The organism is Metapseudomonas otitidis, from assembly GCF_011397855.1.
Lineage (GTDB): Bacteria > Pseudomonadota > Gammaproteobacteria > Pseudomonadales > Pseudomonadaceae > Metapseudomonas > Metapseudomonas otitidis.
The window spans coordinates 2,776,444-2,792,688 of sequence record NZ_AP022642.1 but is presented as its reverse complement, the minus strand read 5'-3'; the positions used below and the strand labels follow the sequence as shown (position 1 = coordinate 2,792,688).

Genomic DNA, 16,245 nt, shown 5'->3' with positions numbered 1-16,245 from the left:
CGGCGCAATGGGAAGGCGTGGTTCAGGCCGTCCCCGGTACCCTTGCCGGGACCACGGGCGAAGCCTGGCGCCGTTCGCGCAGCTTGCAGGTCACCCAGTAGACGAAGTAGCACCAGGCAATGAACGGCACGCCGAAGTAGAGCGCAACTCGCTGGGCCGGATCAAAGGCAATCCCGATGCACGCCAGGGCACAGCACAACAACGCGCCCAGCGGCACCCAGGGGTAGCCACGCACGCGGAAGCCCAGGTCCTCCAGCCGGCCGCCGTTGGCCAGGTAGTGGCGCCGGAAGGCCATCTGGCTGGCGGCGATGCTCATCCACACCACCACCACGGCCAGGCCGGAGATGGACACCAGGGCGAGGTAGACCGTGTCCGGCGCGAACACGCTGCTGAGCAGCGAGGCGATGCTGCCGGCCATGCTCACGACGATGGCGTTGAACGGCGTACCCATGCGGCTGAGGGTGGCGAAGCGCTTGGGCATGTGGCCCTGGTCGCTGAGGGTCCAGAGCATCCGCGAGGCGGCGTAGAGCCCGGAGTTGGCGGCCGAGAGCAGCGCGCTGATGATCACGAAGTTCATGATGTCCGCCGAGTAGGGAATGCCGATGGACTCGAACACCGTGACGAAGGGGCTCTCCACCAGGCCGGCCTGCTCCCGGGGCAGCAACGTCGCCAGGACGAAGATGGTGCCGACGAAAAACAGCGCCAGGCGAACCACGGTGGTGCGGATCGCCTTCGGTACGTTGCGCTTGGGGTCGCGGGTCTCGCCTGCGGCGATGCCGATCAGTTCGGTACCGGAGAAGGCGAACGCGACCGCCAGCAGGGTCATGGCGATGGACCAGAAACCGGTGGGGAACAGCCCTTCGCGGGTGAAGTTGGCCAGGCCCGCGCTCTGCACGTGGCGGGTCTCGAAGACACCGAAGATGGCGCCGGCACCGACCACCAGGAAGGCCAGCACGGCCAGCACCTTGACCAGCGACAGCCAGAACTCGGTCTCGGCGAACAGCCGCACCGACACCACGTTGCTGATAAAGACGGTCAGGGCGAACAGCGCGCTCCAGATCCACACCGGGGTGTCCGGGAACCAGCGCACCATGAGGATGCCGGCGGCGGTGAACTCCGAGCCGATGGCCACCGCCCAGGTCAGCCAGTAGAGCCAGGCCACGGTGTAGCCGGTGCCCGCCCCGAGGTAGCGGGAGGCGTAGCTGCTGAACGAGCCGGTCTCGGGCATGTGCACGGCCAGCTCGCCCAGGCACATCATCACCATGTACACCATCACCGCGCCGATGACGTAGGCGATGACCGCGCCCAGCGGCCCCGCCTGGTTGACCGTGTAGCCGGAGGTGAGGAACAGGCCGGTGCCGATCACCCCGCCCAGCGCCAGCATGACGATGTGGCGGGTCTGCATGTCCTGTTTGAAATCAGGCCCCGATGTCGCTTTGTCGTTTGTTGTATGTAGGGACATAAGTTGAATCTCATGAAAGTGTGCGGACAAGGACGTTTCTGCGAACAACTTCAAGGCAGAACCAAACTGTTTGCCGTCAGGTTTTTCTTGTTATTCCTTTTCATGAAGGACTCGCTGACTCTCCGGCCAGGAGTGGGGCGAATGTCAGCGTTCCACCTCGGTGCGACATCCGGTCAGTGAAGGTTCGCCCTGGCGAGGTGCCACGGCGGCGAGTTCGGCGCGAACGCCGGCGAATGCGTGCTGCAGGTCGGCCAGCAGGTCCTCGGTCTCCTCGATGCCGACGGAGACCCGTACCAGCCCTTCGGAGATGCCCAGGGCCAGGCGCTCCTCCAGGGTGTTCTCCACGTGGCTGGTGGTGCGCGCGGGGCCGTAGATGGTCTCCACCGCGCCGAGGTTGCCGGCCCGGTGGGCGTAGCGCAGGCGCGGCAGCAGGCGGGTCACGGTGTCCATGCCGCCCCGCAGAACGAAGCTGACGATGGCGCCGAAGCCGCGCATCTGCCCACGGGCGATGGCGTGCCCGGGGTGGGTGGGCAGGCCCGGGTAGTTCACCGCCTCCACCAGGGGCTCGGTGAGCAGGTACTCGGCCAGGGCCTGGGCACTGCGCTGCTGCTGGCGCAGGCGCAGGGCCAGGGTCTTGATGCCGCGGATGATCAGGAAGGCGGAGAAGGCATCCAGCGCGGCACCGTTGATCTCGCGGTAGTGCCGTACGCTGGCCATCAGGTGCTCGGCGCCGCAGGCGATGCCACCCAGGGCGTCACCGTGGCCGGAGAGGAACTTGGTGGCGCTGTGCACCACCACGTCCACCCCCAGGGCCAGCGGGTTCTGGTTGAGCGGCGTGGCGAAGGTGTTGTCGGCCACCACCAGGGCGCCGACGCGCTTGGCCGCTGCCACCAGGCGGCGGATGTCCAGCACCTTCAGGGTCGGGTTGGTGGGCGTCTCCAGGTACAGCAGGTCGCAGCCACGGGCGATCTCCGCCTCGATGGCCTGGGTGTCGAGGGTGTCGCAGAGCACCACGTCCACGCCCATGCGCGGGAGGAACTCTTCGAAGATCTTGTTGGTGCCGCCGTAGCTGTCGCGGGTCGAGACCACGCGCTTGCCCTGGCAGAGGAAGGTGTGCAGCACCGCGCTGATGGCGGCCATGCCGCTGCTGAAGGCGACCGCCGACTCCGCCTGCTCCAGTTCGCAGAGCTTGGCCTCCAGGGTGGTCACCGTCGGGTTGCCCATGCGGCTGTAGATGTAGCCTTCGCGCTTGCCCAGGGCGACGTCGTACCAGTGGTCGACGTCCTGGTAGCCATAGGCGGCGCTGAAGACGATGGGCGTCTGGGTGGCGTTGTAGGGGTGGCCATCCTGCTCGCCCGCCCACACCACCTGGGTTCCGATACCCGCGATGGCGTCGCGGGGGCTTTCTAGGTTCTTGCTCATTTCCATTCCCGATCCGGCTAGACAAGGTCAGCAGCAGTGCTGTGTGCCGGCGAATATAGGGAATGGGCCACCCCCTGAAAAACGATGTTATCCGGGCCTGAGGCCCGCTTTTTTTAATGGCTCCACGCCCGCCCCCGGAATGAAAAAGCCCCGCACGAGGGCGGGGCCTGGAGGCGCGTCCTGGCCTCAGAAGGCGAAGCAGGAGCAGCCGAAGGCACCCCAGAAGGCGGTGAAGTCGCTCACCGGCACCTTCGACTGGCGGGCCCGCTCGTGGCTGTGGGCGTGGACGCTGCAGGCGCCGGCGCACTGGTGCACGGCGGCGACCGTCGGCGCGCCCGGCCGCCAGTGGCCCGGAACACGGGCCACCGGGGACCAGTCCGGCAGCACCGGCAGTTGCGGTGGGCCGAGGCGGTCGAACTCGGCGGCGGCGTGCACGACCTTGCCGTCGACGACGGTGAGGACCGACTCCAGCCACTTGATCTGCTCTTCCTCGATGCTGAAGAAGTCCGCCGAGAGGGCCACCAGGTCCGCCAGCTGGCCCACCTTGATCTGCCCCTTCTTGCCCTGCTCGCTGGAGAACCAGGCACTGCCCTGGGTGAACAGCTGCAGCGCAGTTTCCCTGGGCAGGCCCTGGGGCTGGAGGGCCAGGCCGCCGACGGTCTTGCCGCTGACCAGCCAGTACAGCGAGGTCCAGGGGTTGTAGCTGGAGACGCGGGTGGCGTCGGTGCCGGCACCCACCGGGATGCCCTCGGCGAGCATGCGCTGGATCGGCGGGGTCTTCTCGGCGGCCTGGGCACCGTAGCGCTCGACGAAGTACTCGCCCTGGAAGGCCATGCGGTCCTGGATGGCGATGCCGCCGCCCAGCGCCCGAACCCGTTCGATGTTGCGCGGGCTGATGGTTTCGGCGTGGTCGAAGAACCATGGCAGGCCATTGAAGGGGATGTCACGGTCGACCTTCTCGAACACGTCGAGCATGCGCGAGATGGACTCGTCGTAGGTGGCGTGCAGGCGGAACGGCCAGCGCTGTTCCACCAGGTGGCGCACCACCGGCTCCAGCTCGGCCTCCATGCTGGCGGCGAGGTCCGGGCGCGGTTCGAGGAAGTCCTCGAAGTCGGCGGCGGAGAACACCAGCATTTCCCCGGCGCCGTTGTGGCGGAAGAAGTCGCTGCCCTGGCCGTACTTCACCGAGCCGGTCCAGCGCTTGAAGTCGTCCAGCTCTTCCTTCGGTTTCTGGGTGAACAGGTTGTAGGCGATGCGCACGGTGAGCTGGCCGTCGCGGGCCAGTTGCTCGATCACCTGGTAGTCGTCCGGGTAGTTCTGGAAGCCGCCGCCGGCGTCGATGGCGCTGGTGACGCCAAGGCGGTTCAGCTCGCGCATGAACTGGCGGGTGGAGTTGACCTGGTACTCCAGCGGCAGTTTGGGCCCCTTGGCCAGGGTGGCGTAGAGGATCATCGCGTTGGGCCGGGCGATGAGCATGCCGGTGGGTTCGCCGTTGCCGTCGCGGACGATCTCACCGCCGGGCGGGTTGGGCGTGTTGCGGTCGTAGCCGACCACCCGCAGCGCCGCGCGGTTGAGCAGCGCGCGGTCGTAGAGGTGGAGGATGAACACCGGCGTGTCGGGCGCCGCGCGGTTGATCTCCTCCAGGGTCGGCATGCGCCGCTCGGCGAACTGGAATTCGTTCCAGCCGCCCACCACCCGCACCCACTGCGGCGAGGGCGTGCGGTCGGCCTGGTCCTTGAGCATGCGCAGGGCATCGGCCAGCGAGGGCACGCCCTCCCAGCGCAGCTCCAGGTTGTAGTTGAGGCCGCCCCGGATCAGGTGCAGGTGGGAGTCGTTGAGCCCGGGGATGACGGTGCGGCGGTTGAGGTCGAGCACCTGGGTGGCGGGCCCGCGCAGGGGCATCACCTCGGCTTCGCTGCCGACCGCGACGAAGCGCCCGTCACGGATGGCCACGGCGCTGGCGGTGGGTTTCTCGCGGTCCACGGTGTGGAACCGGCCGTTGTGGAGGATCAGATCGGGATGCATGGGGGAAGCTCCTTTGCCTTCGCCCGCGAACACCGGGAGCGCGGGCCACAGCGCGCCAGCGGCGCCGAGGATGGACGAGGCGGCGAGAAACCGCCGCCGGCCATTGGGGGTGGATTCATCGGTCATGGGGACCTCCGGAGCCGGGGCCTTCCAGCCAGGGCGCGAGCCAGCGGGTCACGCGCGGCATGAACAGGTAGACCACCAGCAGGACGATGCTGAGGGTGATCACCACGTTGCTCGGCAAGTAGCCACCCAGCCAGGGCCAGGCAGCGAATGCCGGCTGCCAGGCCCAGGGCACCAGCAGGCTGAGCGGCAGGATCACCAGGAAGCTGACGCAGGCCTGCTTCCAGCGTGGGGGCGGTGGCTGTTCGGCGCTGGCCGGGGCGAACCAGAACTCCCGCGCCGGGTTCAGCTCCAGGGCCTCGTCCTCCAGCAGCAGCGGCGAGATTTCCGCCACCAGCTGGCGTCGGGTCTCGGAACCGAGCCAGTCCTGCAGGCACTCCGGCCCGGTGAAACGCAGCACGCTGGTGAACAGCGGCACGCCCTGCTCATGGCTGCGGATCACGTCCACCCCGAGGTGCCCGGGGTAGCCCTGGGCGACACCGACGATGCGCCGCAGCCAGGCTTCGTACTGCGTGGCATGGGCGGCATGGACGCGATGGCGGATGAGCAGGGTGACCGGGTCATCGGCCCCCTGCCCTTCACCGGGCCGGAGGGCACTCATTGCAGGTGCCGCCGCAGCTCGACCCCGGCCTGGCGCAGCGCGGTGTGCACCGTCGGTACGTGAGCCAGGGGGTTGAGCAGGCCGTAGTCGTGGATCATGCCGTTGTAGCGCACGGCGGTGACCTCGACGCCCGCCGCGTCCAGGTGGCGGGCATAGGCCTCACCCTCGTCGCGCAGCACGTCGAACTCGGCGGTCTGCACCAGTGCCGGCGGCAGTCCCTTGAGCTGTTCGGCGCTGGCGCGCAGCGGCGAGGCATGGATGTCGGCGCGCTGCTGGGCGTCGGTCGTGTAGTTGTCCCAGAACCATTTCATCATCGGCTGGGTGAGGAAGTAGCCCTGGGCGAACTGGGTGTAGGACGCGTTATCGAAGCGGGCATCGGTCACCGGCCACAGCAGCAGCTGGAAGCGCAGTTCAGGCGCCCCCTGCTCCTTGGCCTTGAGCGCCACCACGGCGGCCATGTTGCCGCCGACGCTGTTGCCGGCCACCGCCAGGCGACTGCCGTCCACGCCCAGCTCCTTGCCGTGCTCGGCCACCCAGCGGGTGGCGGCATAGGCCTGGTCGATGGCGGTGGGGAAGCGGGCCTCGGGCGATGGGGTGTAGCCGACGTAGACGGCCACGGCGCCGGAGTTCACCACCAGGTCGCGGATCAGCCGTGCGTGGGTCGGGTAGTCGCCCAGCACCCAGCCGCCGCCGTGGAAGTACATGAACACCGGGGGCGTGCCCTTGGCGTCGGTGGGCCGTACCACGGTCAGCTTCAGGGGCTGGCCGTTGGCCTGGATGGCCTTCTCCTCCACCTTGATGCCGGAGAGGTCGACCTTCACCGAGTTCTGCGCGCCCACCAGCACGGCGCGTGCGTCCTGCGGGCTGAGGGTTTCCAGCGGTTTGCCGCCGCCCTTCTCCAGGGCTTCGAGAAAGGTCCGGGTGTTGTGTTCCACGCCGCTGTAGTCAGCGGCCTGGACCTGGCCGACGGCCAGGGCGATCAATGCGCTCAGCAAGGCTATGCGGGGCATGTTGTCTGCTCCTTCAGTCGATCAGGGTGAGGGTCACGTCGATGTTGTTGCGCGTGGCGTTGGAGTACGGGCAGACGATGTGCGCCCGCTCCACCAGGGTGCGCGCGGCCTCGGCATCGAGCCCCGGCAGGCTGATGCGCAGCTCGGCCTCGATGCCGAAGCCGTTGGGAATGGCACCGATGCCGACCACGGCCTCGATGGACACGTCGGCGGGGATGGCCAGCTTGTCGCGGGCGGCGACGAACTTCATCGCCCCCAGGAAGCACGCCGAGTAGCCGGCAGCGAACAGCTGCTCGGGGTTGGTCCCGACGCCGCCGGCGCCGCCCAGCTCGCGGGGCGTGGTAAGGGCGACGTCGAGCACGCCATCGGAGGAGATGGCGCGACCGTCACGGCCACCGGTGGCCTCGGCGGAGGCGCGGTAGAGAACCTGTTCGATGCGCATCTCAGTGACCTTCCGAGGCATTGAACATGGTCTTGGCGTAGATCAGGCCGAGGCCGTAGGCGCCGCCGTTGGCGATGGCGATCTTCACGGTCTGGTCGTAGGTCTCGCCACGGGCCCAGTCACGCTGCAGTTCCAGCAGGTATTGCAGGGCAGTCATCGGGCGGGCGCCCAGCTGCACCATGCGCTGGATGGCCATATCGTGGGCTTCGCTGGAGACGTCGCCGCAGGCGTCGGTGATGACGTACACCTCGAAGCCCTGGTCCAGCGCGGACAGGGCCGGGCCGACGATGCATACCGAGGTCCACAGGCCGGCGAGGACGATCCTCGGCTTGCCGATGCGGTTCACTTCCACGGCGATGCGCGGGTCTTCCCAGGTGTTCATGGTGGTGCGGTCGATCACCTGATGATCCGGGAACACCGACTTGATCTCGTCGAAGATCGGGCCGGAGAAGCTCTTCTCCGCGACGGTGGTGAGAAGGGTGTCCACCCCGAACTCACGGGCGGCCTTGGACACCAGCGCGGCGTTGTTGCGCAGGGTCACCGCGTCGATGGACTTGGTGGCGAAGGCCATCTGCGACTGGTGGTCGATGAGGATCAGCGTGTGGTTCTTCGGGTCCAGCAGGGTCTTGCCGGGGGCGGCGATGGCGACGGCCATGGGGGTTCTCCAGGGAGGGATGAATGGAGACTCAAGCTTCCCCCAGGCCGTTTCCCGGGAATTGAAGGCGCGTGCTCGGGTTGCAACGGTGTGCGGTTTTGTTTGAAAGGGCCGGGCCAGAGCGGCTGCACGCGTTCATCGAGCCTTGCGACCCGGCGGCGTCGTGCCGGGCCCGCTGCGTAGGCATTCAGCCCACAGGCATGACAGACATGCGGAATAGCCTTCGGGGTTCTTTCTGATGACCTAGCCTTGGCCAGGTGCCGTCGAAAAGCCCCCGCATTCGGCGGACAGGCCAGTGCGACGAACATTTCGCAGGAGTAACGGCGAACGCAGGGCGCGCCCGGGGCCGTCACCGGTCAATCCTGGCCCCGCCTGTTTCGGTTAGCCTTCGCCGCTTGTTTTTTGCACACGACGGCGTGGATCGCACGGCCCGGCCCCTGTCCGGCACCCCAGAACCGCGCTGCCTGCCGGGAGCCCCTGATGCTTGAACACACCCTGGAGATTCACGGTTTCATCAGCTTCACGCTGGCGATCATGCTGCTGTTCGCCGGCAAGGCCGTCTGCTCGCGCTATGAACTGCTGCGCCGCTACAGCATTCCCGAGCCGGTGATCGGCGGGCTGATCTGCGCCCTGGTGGTGGCCATCCTGTACTGGGCGCTGGACACCCAGGTCAGTTTCGACCTCAAGGTCCGGGACTGGCTGCTGCTCTACTTCTTCGCCGGCATCGGCCTGAAGTCCGACGTCCGCACCCTGCTCAAGGGCGGCCGGCCGCTGCTGGTGCTCACCGCGCTCGCCAGCCTGTTCATCATCCTGCAGAACCTGCTGGGCCTGGGGATGGCCGGCCTGTTCGGGCTCGACCCGAAGGCCGGGCTGATGACGGGGTCCATCTCGCTGATCGGCGGGGTCGGTACCACGCTGGCCTGGACGGACACCTTCATCCGCGACCTGGGCATCAGCAACGCGCTGGAGATCGGTGTTGCCAGCAACACCGTGGGCCTGATCGCGGCGTGCGTCATCGGCGGCCCCATCGCCAACTACCTGATCCGCCGCGATCGCCTGGCCACCTCCTCGGACCATGACCTGGCCATCGGCGCCACCTACGAAGACACCTCCCAGGTGAGCGTGAGCTACTACGACATCCTCTGGGCCTGGATGTGGCTCAACCTCGCCATGATGCTCGGCTACGGCCTGGACCAGTTGCTGACCTCGGCCGGCCTGCGCCTGCCCATGTTCGTCAGTGCGCTGATGGCGGGGATCATCCTGCGCAACGGCCTGCAATGGCTGAGCCCGCGCCGTATCCAGAGCTGGGCGGGGGCCGGGCGCGGCATGTCGCTGATCTCCGATATCTGCCTGGGCATGTTCCTCACCATGGCCCTGATGAGCCTCAAGCTCTGGGAGCTGCACGGCATGCTCGGCTTCATCCTCAGCACGCTCGGCCTGCAGGTGGTGCTCTCCGTCCTGTTCACCGTGTGGGTGGTCTACCGCCTGCTGGGCAGGAACTACGAGGCCAGCGTCATCTGCGCCGGCTTCGGCGGCATCAGCCTGGGCTCCACCGCCACGGCCATCGTCAACATGAGCGCGGTGACCAAGCAGTACGGCGCCGCGCCCCAGGCCTTCCTGGTGGTGCCGCTGGTGTGCGGGTTCTTCATCGACCTCATCAACGCACTGGCCATCGGCTTCTTCGTCGGCCTCTGACCCGGGACCGCCCGGTATCCCCTGGGCTGGCCGGGGGATGCTGGGCTGCAACGCGTGAGCGGTGCTATCGACGCTATTGGCCGCCCCCCACAGAGAAGCGTCCCCCCGAATAGGTGCCCTGGTAGAGCCCCGTCTGCTGCCCGGTCAGGTTGGTCACCTCGGGCGGCAGTGTCCGGTAGCCGGACGCCTGGTAGTCATAGCCGACCTTGACGACGATGACCCGCGCATCCCCGGCGCCCTCCACCGTGGAGGGGTGGTAGCTGGAGAGCAGCACCTGGTGGATACGGCTTCCCGGTTGGCGGTTCAGCTTCCAGGTAATGGGCTCATACGAGGACAGCACCAGCGTCAACGGCTTCTGGCTCTTGCGGACCTCTACGTCGATGACACCGGGATGGTGCTCGCCTCCGCCGTGCTGCCCCCGTGCGGATTCGTACACGCCGATCACTTCGACCTGGGTATCGACCACCGGAACCTGAACCGGTGTCGTCCTGGACGGGGACGAGGCGTCGCTTGGGGTCGGCAATTGGGGGCGCGGCGGCATCTGCCCGGTCAGCGCGAGCACATCAGGCATGGACGACGGCACGGGCTGGCGGATGGGTGCAGGCCCCTGGGCTGCGATCTGCTCGATCCTGCGCTGCATCGCTGCCTGGACCAGGCCATCACGCCAGGTAACGAGATCGACCTCCTCCCCCACCGGCAACGTCTTTATCAAGCGGTAGCGGCTTGCATCGATGGCCCCGAACACGCCCAGGGGCCTCACATAGGACAGCCCGGCAAGGTTCAGCTCCTCGGTCACCGGGGCCAAGCGCTGGAGGGCGGTATCGAGCACGAACGCCCGGACCGTGGCCTGGGAGAACGGCAAGGTGCTCCCACCGAACAGAAACTTGTCCGGGTCTGCGGTCGGTATCACCTTCAGCGCCTTGAAGGGACCGGTCTCGATGACCTCGCTCTTCAGCTCGCCAATGGAGAAGACAGCCAGGTTGTTAGGCCTGAGCGGGCTCAGGTACTGCGTGCCATCGAGGCTGAAGGCCCCACCACCGGGCTCGCTGTCCAGGGCTGCGGCCGCCGTGTTGCGTGAGTCCTGGAGGCGTACCACGCGGACCTTCGGAGCGCTGGTGCGCTGCTCCAGGGCCAACTCGACGGCGCCACCCCGTCCGAACGCCACGTAGTGGTCCGGCTTGCCGGGAACGGGCGCCGCACGCTCCGGCTGGCGATAGAGCTCGGTATCGATGATCCGCCCTTGGCTGAAGTCGATGAACTGGGTGTGGGAACGCCCCTGGAACAGGGCGGTCTGCCCGTCCAGCCAGATGAACGAGTTCGGGTACGCACCATGGATCTGCGCGACGGTCCGCCCGGTTTCCGCCTCACGGATACGCAGCGATTTGGAACCATAGGAGACGAACAGGCGGCCATTCTCCGACAGCGAACCCACCCTCAACTGGCCATCGGAGGGCTCCCGGTAAAGCGCCTGGTCCCGTCCGACGTCGATCACCTGCAGGCTTCTGCGGGTCTGCAGCAGCGCAATGCCGGCCCGCTCGGCAAAGACGGCATCGACCAGGGGCGCGTCCCCCTGCAAGGCCTCGGGAAACTGGGCGGGGATTGCTCGCAAGGGCTCCAGACGTAACATCGCGCCGACCTCCAGCAGGGCGAGCCAGCGCTCGATCTTGCGGTCCTGCGCGGCAAAGCATGTGGGGTTGGCCACCCGCTGCCTGACGGTCTCGATGCGCTCGTACCAGGCTGGCAGGTAGCCCGGGGAGCAGGCCAGGGAGCGCTGGCGCATGCGTATCTCCATCTGCGCCGACAGCCCGGCATTGCCAGCATCGCGCGCCAACGCGTCCACCCGCTGCCAGCGGGCCTGCATCTCGGGCGGCGGGGGAAACGCACGGGTCAGCTTGGCCTCGGGGGCCAGGGGCAGGTAGTGGGCGGAAAACCAGGAGAAACCCGAGTAGCCCAGCACGGTGAGTACCATGCCGGCCACAAGGGCCAGGATCATTCGCTGCATGAGGTCGGGTCCTTCCGATTCGAGGGCGTGCACACGCTAGCAGAAAGCGCGGTGGCAAAGCAGCGATGCCACCGCAGTTTCAACACCCTCGGGCGGACTACATCGCCAGGTGATACACCCGCAGGCGGTGGCCGTCCGGGTCGAGGCCGGTGAAGGTGTAGCCGAAGTCCATGGCCAGCGGTGCCTGGACGATCTCCACGCCCTGCTCGCGCCAGCGCTGGTGCAGGCGGTCCACCTCTTCGTCGCTGTCGACATGGACGCACAGCTCGCTGCCGCCGCCACGCACGGTGGTGGCCGGCTCGACGCCGGTACGGCCCCAGAGGCCGAGCTTGAAGCCATTGGGGAAGACGAACAGGGCGAAGGTCGGGGATTGCTCGACGATGTCCCCCGTCAGCAGGCGCCGGTAGAAATCGGCGCTGCGGGCCGGGTCGTCGACGTACAGGTTGAGCAGGCTGGGGGCGATCATGGGTGGGGCTCCTTGTGTGGAGCGACGGGCGTCGTCACTCGATGCGCACAGGCTAGGCCCCTCCCCTGTCAGTTTCTGGCAGCAGCCTCACTGCTCGGCGATGCCCTCCTGCGCGCGCCACTCACGCAGCAGCACCTGGCGCCGGCGCGGGTAGCGCTGGCCGAGGTCCTGCAGGGCCTCCACCCGGTCGAGGCGGAAGTGCCGCGTGGCCTGGCGCAGCTCGCACCAGGCCACCAGCACGCGGGCCTGCTCGAAGTAGCCCAGGGCGAACGGCCAGACCACCCGCTGCGAGGCCTGCCCGTCGGCATCGCGGTAGCCGAGCTGCACCCGGTGCTCCCGGCGGATGGCATCGCGGACCTGCTCCAGCAGCGCGTCGGGCACGTCGCTGGCCGGCGCCGGGCCGATCAGCAGGGTGCTGGTTTCCAGCTCTTCGCGCAGGGCCGGTGGCAGCACGGCACCGACCTTGGCCAGCACGTCCCGCGCCGCCCCCATCAAACGGCGGTCGCCACGTCGGCCGACCCAGCGCATGCCCAGCACCAGGGCTTCGATCTCCTCCAGGGAGAACATCAGTGGCGGCAGCTCGAAGCCGGGGCGCAGCACGTAGCCCAGCCCCGCGCCACCTTCGATGTGCGCGCCCTGTTGCTGGAGGGTGGCGATGTCGCGGTAGAGGGTGCGCAGGCTGATGCCCAGCTCGCCGGCCAGCACGTGGCCGGCCACCGGGTAGCGATGACGCCGCAGGATCTGCAACAGGTCGAGCAGGCGCTGGCTACGGGGCATGCAGTGCTCCTTCGGCGGTCCGGCCCCTGAACAACGCGCGGACATGCCCGGCGAGCGCGAGCTGCAGGGGATGGGACGAGCGAACCCTGGCGTTGGCCCCCAGTGCCACCGCCGCTTCCAGTTCGCGCTCGGCCCCGGCCTCGTCACCGCTGAACAGTGCCTGCAAGGCTCGGCAGCGGACCGGCAGGGTCGGTGAGTACCAGGCCACCTCGCGGTTGTTCAGCACGGCGTCCAGGCCGTCGGCACGGCCACTGGCCATGGCCTGGCTGAAGGCCAGCTCGCCCCGCAGCAAGGCCACCACCGCCGCACACTCGGTACGCGCCTGGGGGTGCGCGGTGAGCAACGCCTCCAGCTGGGCCTGCATGGCCGTCGCCGCCGCCCAATCACCGGCCGCCTGCGCGCGATCCAGGCGGTAGGACAGCGCCACCAGCGGCATGGGCATCGGCTGCTGCTCCAGGCTCGCCAGGTCCGCCTCGGGCAGGGCCTCGGCAGGCACGCCGGCCACGCTGAGGGCCAGCAGGCGGGCGTAGGCGAACGCCGGGCCGGACTCGTCGGCGCACCGCCAGGCCATGAACAGGCGAGCGCCATCGCTGGGCATGGGGCGCAGGGTGGGTACCAGGTTGGCCAGGCCCATGCTCAGGTTGCTGCTGGCCATGCCGAGGGCGATGCCGAAGGCCGGCGGCGAGTCGATGCAGAGCAGCGCGACCAGGGCCGCGAGCGCCGCCAGCAGCAGGTTGGCGCCGGGCCCGAGGGCGATCATGCGCAGGCGCGCACGAGGGCCGCGCGGCGGCACGGCGTCGGCACAGAACACGTAGCCCCCCAGCCCGCGCAGGCGCTTCTGACGGGACCAGCGCACCCGCAGGCCACGGCGCATCGGCTGGATTTCCACCGCCAGCACCCGCACCAGCAACACCGTCAAGCCATCCCAGCGGGCGCCCAGCCAGTGGCCGCCCTCATGCACGCACAGCGCCAGAGCGAGGTGCGCGAGGGTGAGCGCCACGGCGGCAATGGGGCCGCCGTCCAGGGCGATGCCGGAGACGATCCCGGTCACCATGGCGCCGCCCAGGGTCAAGGCGGCCTGCAGCAGCTTCATCAGCCATTCGAACACCTGGGCCAATCGCGTCGGCATCGTCACGGGGAAGCCTCAGCGCGCCGGCGCATCAAAGGGCTGCCGACGCTCCGGCTGCACCGCGTGCAGGTACACGGTGTAGGTGTCGGCGGGATGGGGCACGCCGGCCAGGTCCAGGGCATGGGCGATGTTGCCCCGGTGGTAGGTGCCGTGGTTGAGCACGTGGAAGAGCATTTCCTGGCGGCTCATGCGCCCGGCCTGGCCGTCGGTGAAGCGGAAGGTGATCTCGCCATCGGCCGGGTCCTCGGCCTGGGCGGCGTACCACTGGCCGGACGCCAGCAGCCGCTCGCGCAGCACCGCGTAGGGCGGCACGGCCTGGCTGTTGGTGGCCGGGTGCGGCTCGGCCACGCCGCTCAGGCGGGCACGGAACAGGTCTTCGACGATGACCATGTGGTTGAGCTGCTGCAGGGTGAAGGCCAGCGAATCGGCAAAGCGGCTGGCATCGATCAGGGCGATGGCGTCCAGGGTGCGCCGGTCCGCCCAGCATTTGTAGTGAAAGGCCTGAGCCAACATCCGTGTACCTCGCAGTCGCTGGGGAACGCGGAGGCCGCTCGCCCCCGCCAAGGTGCGGCAGTAGAGCGGAAATCCGCGCCCTCTGCTACCACCCCGTTCACGCCTGCGAGGTCCTGTGCGCCCTACCCGCCTGCCATCGAGCGGCGCACCTGGCCACGGGGCTCGCTGAGCAGGCCCTTGACCACCGCGACGCCCCCCACCAGCAGGACGAAGGTGAACGGCAGGCCGGTGGACACCGCCATCGCCTGCAATGCCGCCAGGCCACCGCCGACCAGCAGGACGATGGCCAGCACGCCCTGCAGCACGACCCAGAACACCCGTTGCACCACCGGTGCATTGAGCTTGCCGCCGGCGGTGATGGTGTCGATCACCAGGGAGCCGGAATCGGACGAGGTGATGAAGAACAACAGCGCTAGGACGATGCCGACGAAGGAGGTGATCGCACTCCAGGGCAGGTGCGCGAGCATCACGAACAGCTTCAGCTCCAGGGCCGCCTCCTGCACCCCGGCAAGGCCGCTGAACACCTGGTGCAGCGCGGCGCCGCCGAAGGAGCTCATCCAGAACACCGACACCAGCGAAGGCACCAGCAGCACCGCGATGAGGAATTCACGCACGGTGCGCCCCCGGCTGATGCGGGCGATGAACATGCCGACGAAGGGCGACCAGCTCACCCACCAGGCCCAGTAGAAGGCCGTCCAGCCCTGGCTGAAGGCGGCATCGCTGCGCTCCAGCGGGTTGGACAGCGCCGGCAGGTACTGCAGGTAGGCGCCGAGGTTGTCCAGGGTGCCGGCCAGCAGCACGCGGGTGGGCCCGGCGAGGACCACGAAGAACAGCAGCGCCACGGCCAGGACCATGGTCAGCTCGGACATGCGCTTGATGCCCTTGTTCACCCCGGCGGCCACCGAGGACAGCGTCACCAGGGTGATGGCCACGATCAGCACCACCTTGGCGGTGAGCGAGGCGCCGGTGCCGAAGAGGAAGTCGATGCCCGCCGCCGCCTGTTCGGCGCCCAGGCCCAGGGAGGTGACCAGGCCGAACAGCGTGGCGAACACCGCGAGGATGTCGATCACATGGCCCGGCCAGCCCCACACCCGCTCACCGAGCAGGGGGTGGAAGATCGAGCGGATCGACAGCGGCAGCCCCTTGTTGAAGGAGAACAGCGCCAGGGCCAGCGCCACGATGGCGTAGATCGCCCAGGGGTGCAGGCCCCAGTGGAAGATGCTCGCCGCCATGCTCAGGCGCGCGGCCTCGGCGGGGTTGCCCGGCGCGCCGGCCAGCGGTGCCCAGTCGATGCGCGCCCCGCCCTCGCCCAGCTGCGGGCCGGCCAGGGCGGTCTGGTAGTGGGAGATAGGTTCGGCGACGCCGTAGAACATCAGCCCGATGCCCATGCCGGCAGCGAACAGCATGGAAAACCAGCTGCCGTAGGAGTAGTCCGGCCGGGCCTGGGTACCACCGAGGCGCACCCGCCCCAGGGGCGAGACCACCAGGGCCAGGCACAGCACCACGAACACGTTCGCCGCCCCGAGGAAGAAGCCGTTGAGGCGACCGGTGAGCAGGTCGCGCAGGCCGGTGAACAGCGGTTCCACCGCCTCGCGGAACACCAGCGTCAGCACCACAAAGAGCAGCACGGTGAGCGCCGAGGTGAGGAATACCGCGCCGTGGATGTCGAACGGCACCAGCCAGTGCCCACGGAGATTGTCCTGGCCGACGCGGTAGCCGGTGAGGATCGGGTTGGCGTCACCCGAAGGTGGCGGGATGTCGCTCGACGCGGTGTCGGTTCGGTGGGACGCGGTGGCGTGGCTCAAGGGGCTGCTCCGTGGTCGTCGGCCGTGGGCTCGGTCAAGGCCGTCCAACCTAGCAAAGCGCGTTGCCGGGCCAGGGCCGACAAGCGGCATGCAACCAACCAGAAGCGACACCCTGACA

14 protein-coding genes are annotated in these 16,245 nt (G+C 68.4%); 1 reads left to right on the top strand and 13 read right to left on the bottom strand.

Annotation, left to right across the window (positions count from 1 at the left end):
- Positions 1–22 precede the first annotated feature (22 nt).
- The 7 genes from PotMrB4_RS12845 to PotMrB4_RS12815 form a co-directional block, all read right to left on the bottom strand.
- A complete protein-coding gene (locus tag PotMrB4_RS12845; RefSeq protein ID WP_172433492.1) occupies positions 23–1,405 on the bottom strand; it encodes an amino acid permease in 1,383 nt (460 codons plus the stop codon).
- A gap of 201 nt (positions 1,406–1,606) precedes the next feature.
- A complete protein-coding gene (locus PotMrB4_RS12840; protein ID WP_172433491.1) occupies positions 1,607–2,884 on the bottom strand; it encodes a cystathionine gamma-synthase family protein in 1,278 nt (425 codons plus the stop codon).
- Positions 2,885–3,070: 186 nt separating this feature from the next.
- Positions 3,071–4,909 (bottom strand): amidohydrolase, encoded by a 1,839-nt coding sequence (locus tag PotMrB4_RS12835; RefSeq protein ID WP_172435081.1) that lies wholly within the window; start codon positions 4,907–4,909, stop codon positions 3,071–3,073.
- Between the two features lie 115 nt (positions 4,910–5,024).
- Positions 5,025–5,633, bottom strand: a complete 609-nt coding sequence (locus tag PotMrB4_RS12830) for an antibiotic biosynthesis monooxygenase (RefSeq protein ID WP_172433490.1) — start codon at positions 5,631–5,633, stop codon at positions 5,025–5,027.
- The gene (locus PotMrB4_RS12825; RefSeq protein WP_172433489.1) at positions 5,630–6,643 is read right to left on the bottom strand and encodes an alpha/beta hydrolase; all 1,014 of its coding nucleotides are present in this window, start codon (positions 6,641–6,643) and stop codon (positions 5,630–5,632) included. Before PotMrB4_RS12825 ends, PotMrB4_RS12830 begins: the two co-directional genes overlap by 4 nt.
- A gap of 13 nt (positions 6,644–6,656) precedes the next feature.
- Entirely contained in the window at positions 6,657–7,085 is a 429-nt protein-coding gene (locus PotMrB4_RS12820; protein WP_172433488.1) for an organic hydroperoxide resistance protein, read from the bottom strand.
- Between the two features lies 1 nt (position 7,086).
- The gene (locus PotMrB4_RS12815) at positions 7,087–7,740 is read right to left on the bottom strand and encodes a hydrolase (protein ID WP_172433487.1); all 654 of its coding nucleotides are present in this window, start codon (positions 7,738–7,740) and stop codon (positions 7,087–7,089) included.
- A gap of 480 nt (positions 7,741–8,220) precedes the next feature.
- Here PotMrB4_RS12815 and gltS point away from each other — a divergent pair, with 480 nt between their 5' ends.
- On the top strand, positions 8,221–9,435 hold the full coding sequence (gene gltS, locus PotMrB4_RS12810; RefSeq protein WP_172433486.1) for a sodium/glutamate symporter: 1,215 nt from the start codon (positions 8,221–8,223) through the stop codon (positions 9,433–9,435).
- A 73-nt stretch (positions 9,436–9,508) separates the two neighbouring features.
- Here the strand turns inward: gltS and PotMrB4_RS12805 are convergent, their stop codons facing one another.
- From PotMrB4_RS12805 to PotMrB4_RS12780, 6 genes are all read right to left on the bottom strand, one after another.
- Positions 9,509–11,437, bottom strand: coding sequence for a hypothetical protein (locus tag PotMrB4_RS12805; RefSeq protein ID WP_172433485.1), 1,929 nt, complete (start codon positions 11,435–11,437; stop codon positions 9,509–9,511).
- 97 nt (positions 11,438–11,534) lie between these two features.
- Complete coding sequence (locus tag PotMrB4_RS12800; RefSeq protein ID WP_172433484.1) at positions 11,535–11,903, bottom strand: VOC family protein; 369 nt, start codon at positions 11,901–11,903, stop codon at positions 11,535–11,537.
- A gap of 87 nt (positions 11,904–11,990) precedes the next feature.
- The gene (locus PotMrB4_RS12795; RefSeq protein ID WP_172433483.1) at positions 11,991–12,680 is read right to left on the bottom strand and encodes a helix-turn-helix transcriptional regulator; all 690 of its coding nucleotides are present in this window, start codon (positions 12,678–12,680) and stop codon (positions 11,991–11,993) included.
- Positions 12,670–13,809, bottom strand: coding sequence for a site-2 protease family protein (locus PotMrB4_RS12790; protein ID WP_172433482.1), 1,140 nt, complete (start codon positions 13,807–13,809; stop codon positions 12,670–12,672). The genes PotMrB4_RS12795 and PotMrB4_RS12790 overlap by 11 nt, the downstream gene beginning before the upstream one ends.
- 15 nt (positions 13,810–13,824) lie before the next feature.
- Positions 13,825–14,322, bottom strand: a complete 498-nt coding sequence (locus tag PotMrB4_RS12785; protein WP_044403922.1) for a DinB family protein — start codon at positions 14,320–14,322, stop codon at positions 13,825–13,827.
- 122 nt (positions 14,323–14,444) lie between these two features.
- Complete coding sequence (locus tag PotMrB4_RS12780; protein ID WP_232060827.1) at positions 14,445–16,127, bottom strand: BCCT family transporter; 1,683 nt, start codon at positions 16,125–16,127, stop codon at positions 14,445–14,447.
- Positions 16,128–16,245 lie beyond the last annotated feature (118 nt).

Excerpts from the sequence above, each read along its gene's own strand:
- PotMrB4_RS12825 (WP_172433489.1), bottom strand. The coding sequence starts at position 6,643 with ATGCCCCGCATAGCCTTGCTGAGCGCATTGATCGCCCTGGCCGTCGGC.
- PotMrB4_RS12820 (WP_172433488.1), bottom strand. The coding sequence starts at position 7,085 with ATGCGCATCGAACAGGTTCTCTACCGCGCCTCCGCCGAGGCCACCGGT.
- PotMrB4_RS12840 (WP_172433491.1), bottom strand. The coding sequence starts at position 2,884 with ATGAGCAAGAACCTAGAAAGCCCCCGCGACGCCATCGCGGGTATCGGA.
- PotMrB4_RS12845 (WP_172433492.1), bottom strand. The coding sequence starts at position 1,405 with ATGCAGACCCGCCACATCGTCATGCTGGCGCTGGGCGGGGTGATCGGC.
- PotMrB4_RS12790 (WP_172433482.1), bottom strand. The coding sequence starts at position 13,809 with ATGCCGACGCGATTGGCCCAGGTGTTCGAATGGCTGATGAAGCTGCTG.
- PotMrB4_RS12835 (WP_172435081.1), bottom strand. The coding sequence starts at position 4,909 with ATGCATCCCGATCTGATCCTCCACAACGGCCGGTTCCACACCGTGGAC.
- PotMrB4_RS12805 (WP_172433485.1), bottom strand. The coding sequence starts at position 11,437 with ATGCAGCGAATGATCCTGGCCCTTGTGGCCGGCATGGTACTCACCGTG.
- PotMrB4_RS12785 (WP_044403922.1), bottom strand. The coding sequence starts at position 14,322 with ATGTTGGCTCAGGCCTTTCACTACAAATGCTGGGCGGACCGGCGCACC.
- PotMrB4_RS12815 (WP_172433487.1), bottom strand. The coding sequence starts at position 7,740 with ATGGCCGTCGCCATCGCCGCCCCCGGCAAGACCCTGCTGGACCCGAAG.
- gltS (WP_172433486.1), top strand. The coding sequence starts at position 8,221 with ATGCTTGAACACACCCTGGAGATTCACGGTTTCATCAGCTTCACGCTG.
- PotMrB4_RS12795 (WP_172433483.1), bottom strand. The coding sequence starts at position 12,680 with ATGCCCCGTAGCCAGCGCCTGCTCGACCTGTTGCAGATCCTGCGGCGT.
- PotMrB4_RS12830 (WP_172433490.1), bottom strand. The coding sequence starts at position 5,633 with ATGAGTGCCCTCCGGCCCGGTGAAGGGCAGGGGGCCGATGACCCGGTC.
- PotMrB4_RS12800 (WP_172433484.1), bottom strand. The coding sequence starts at position 11,903 with ATGATCGCCCCCAGCCTGCTCAACCTGTACGTCGACGACCCGGCCCGC.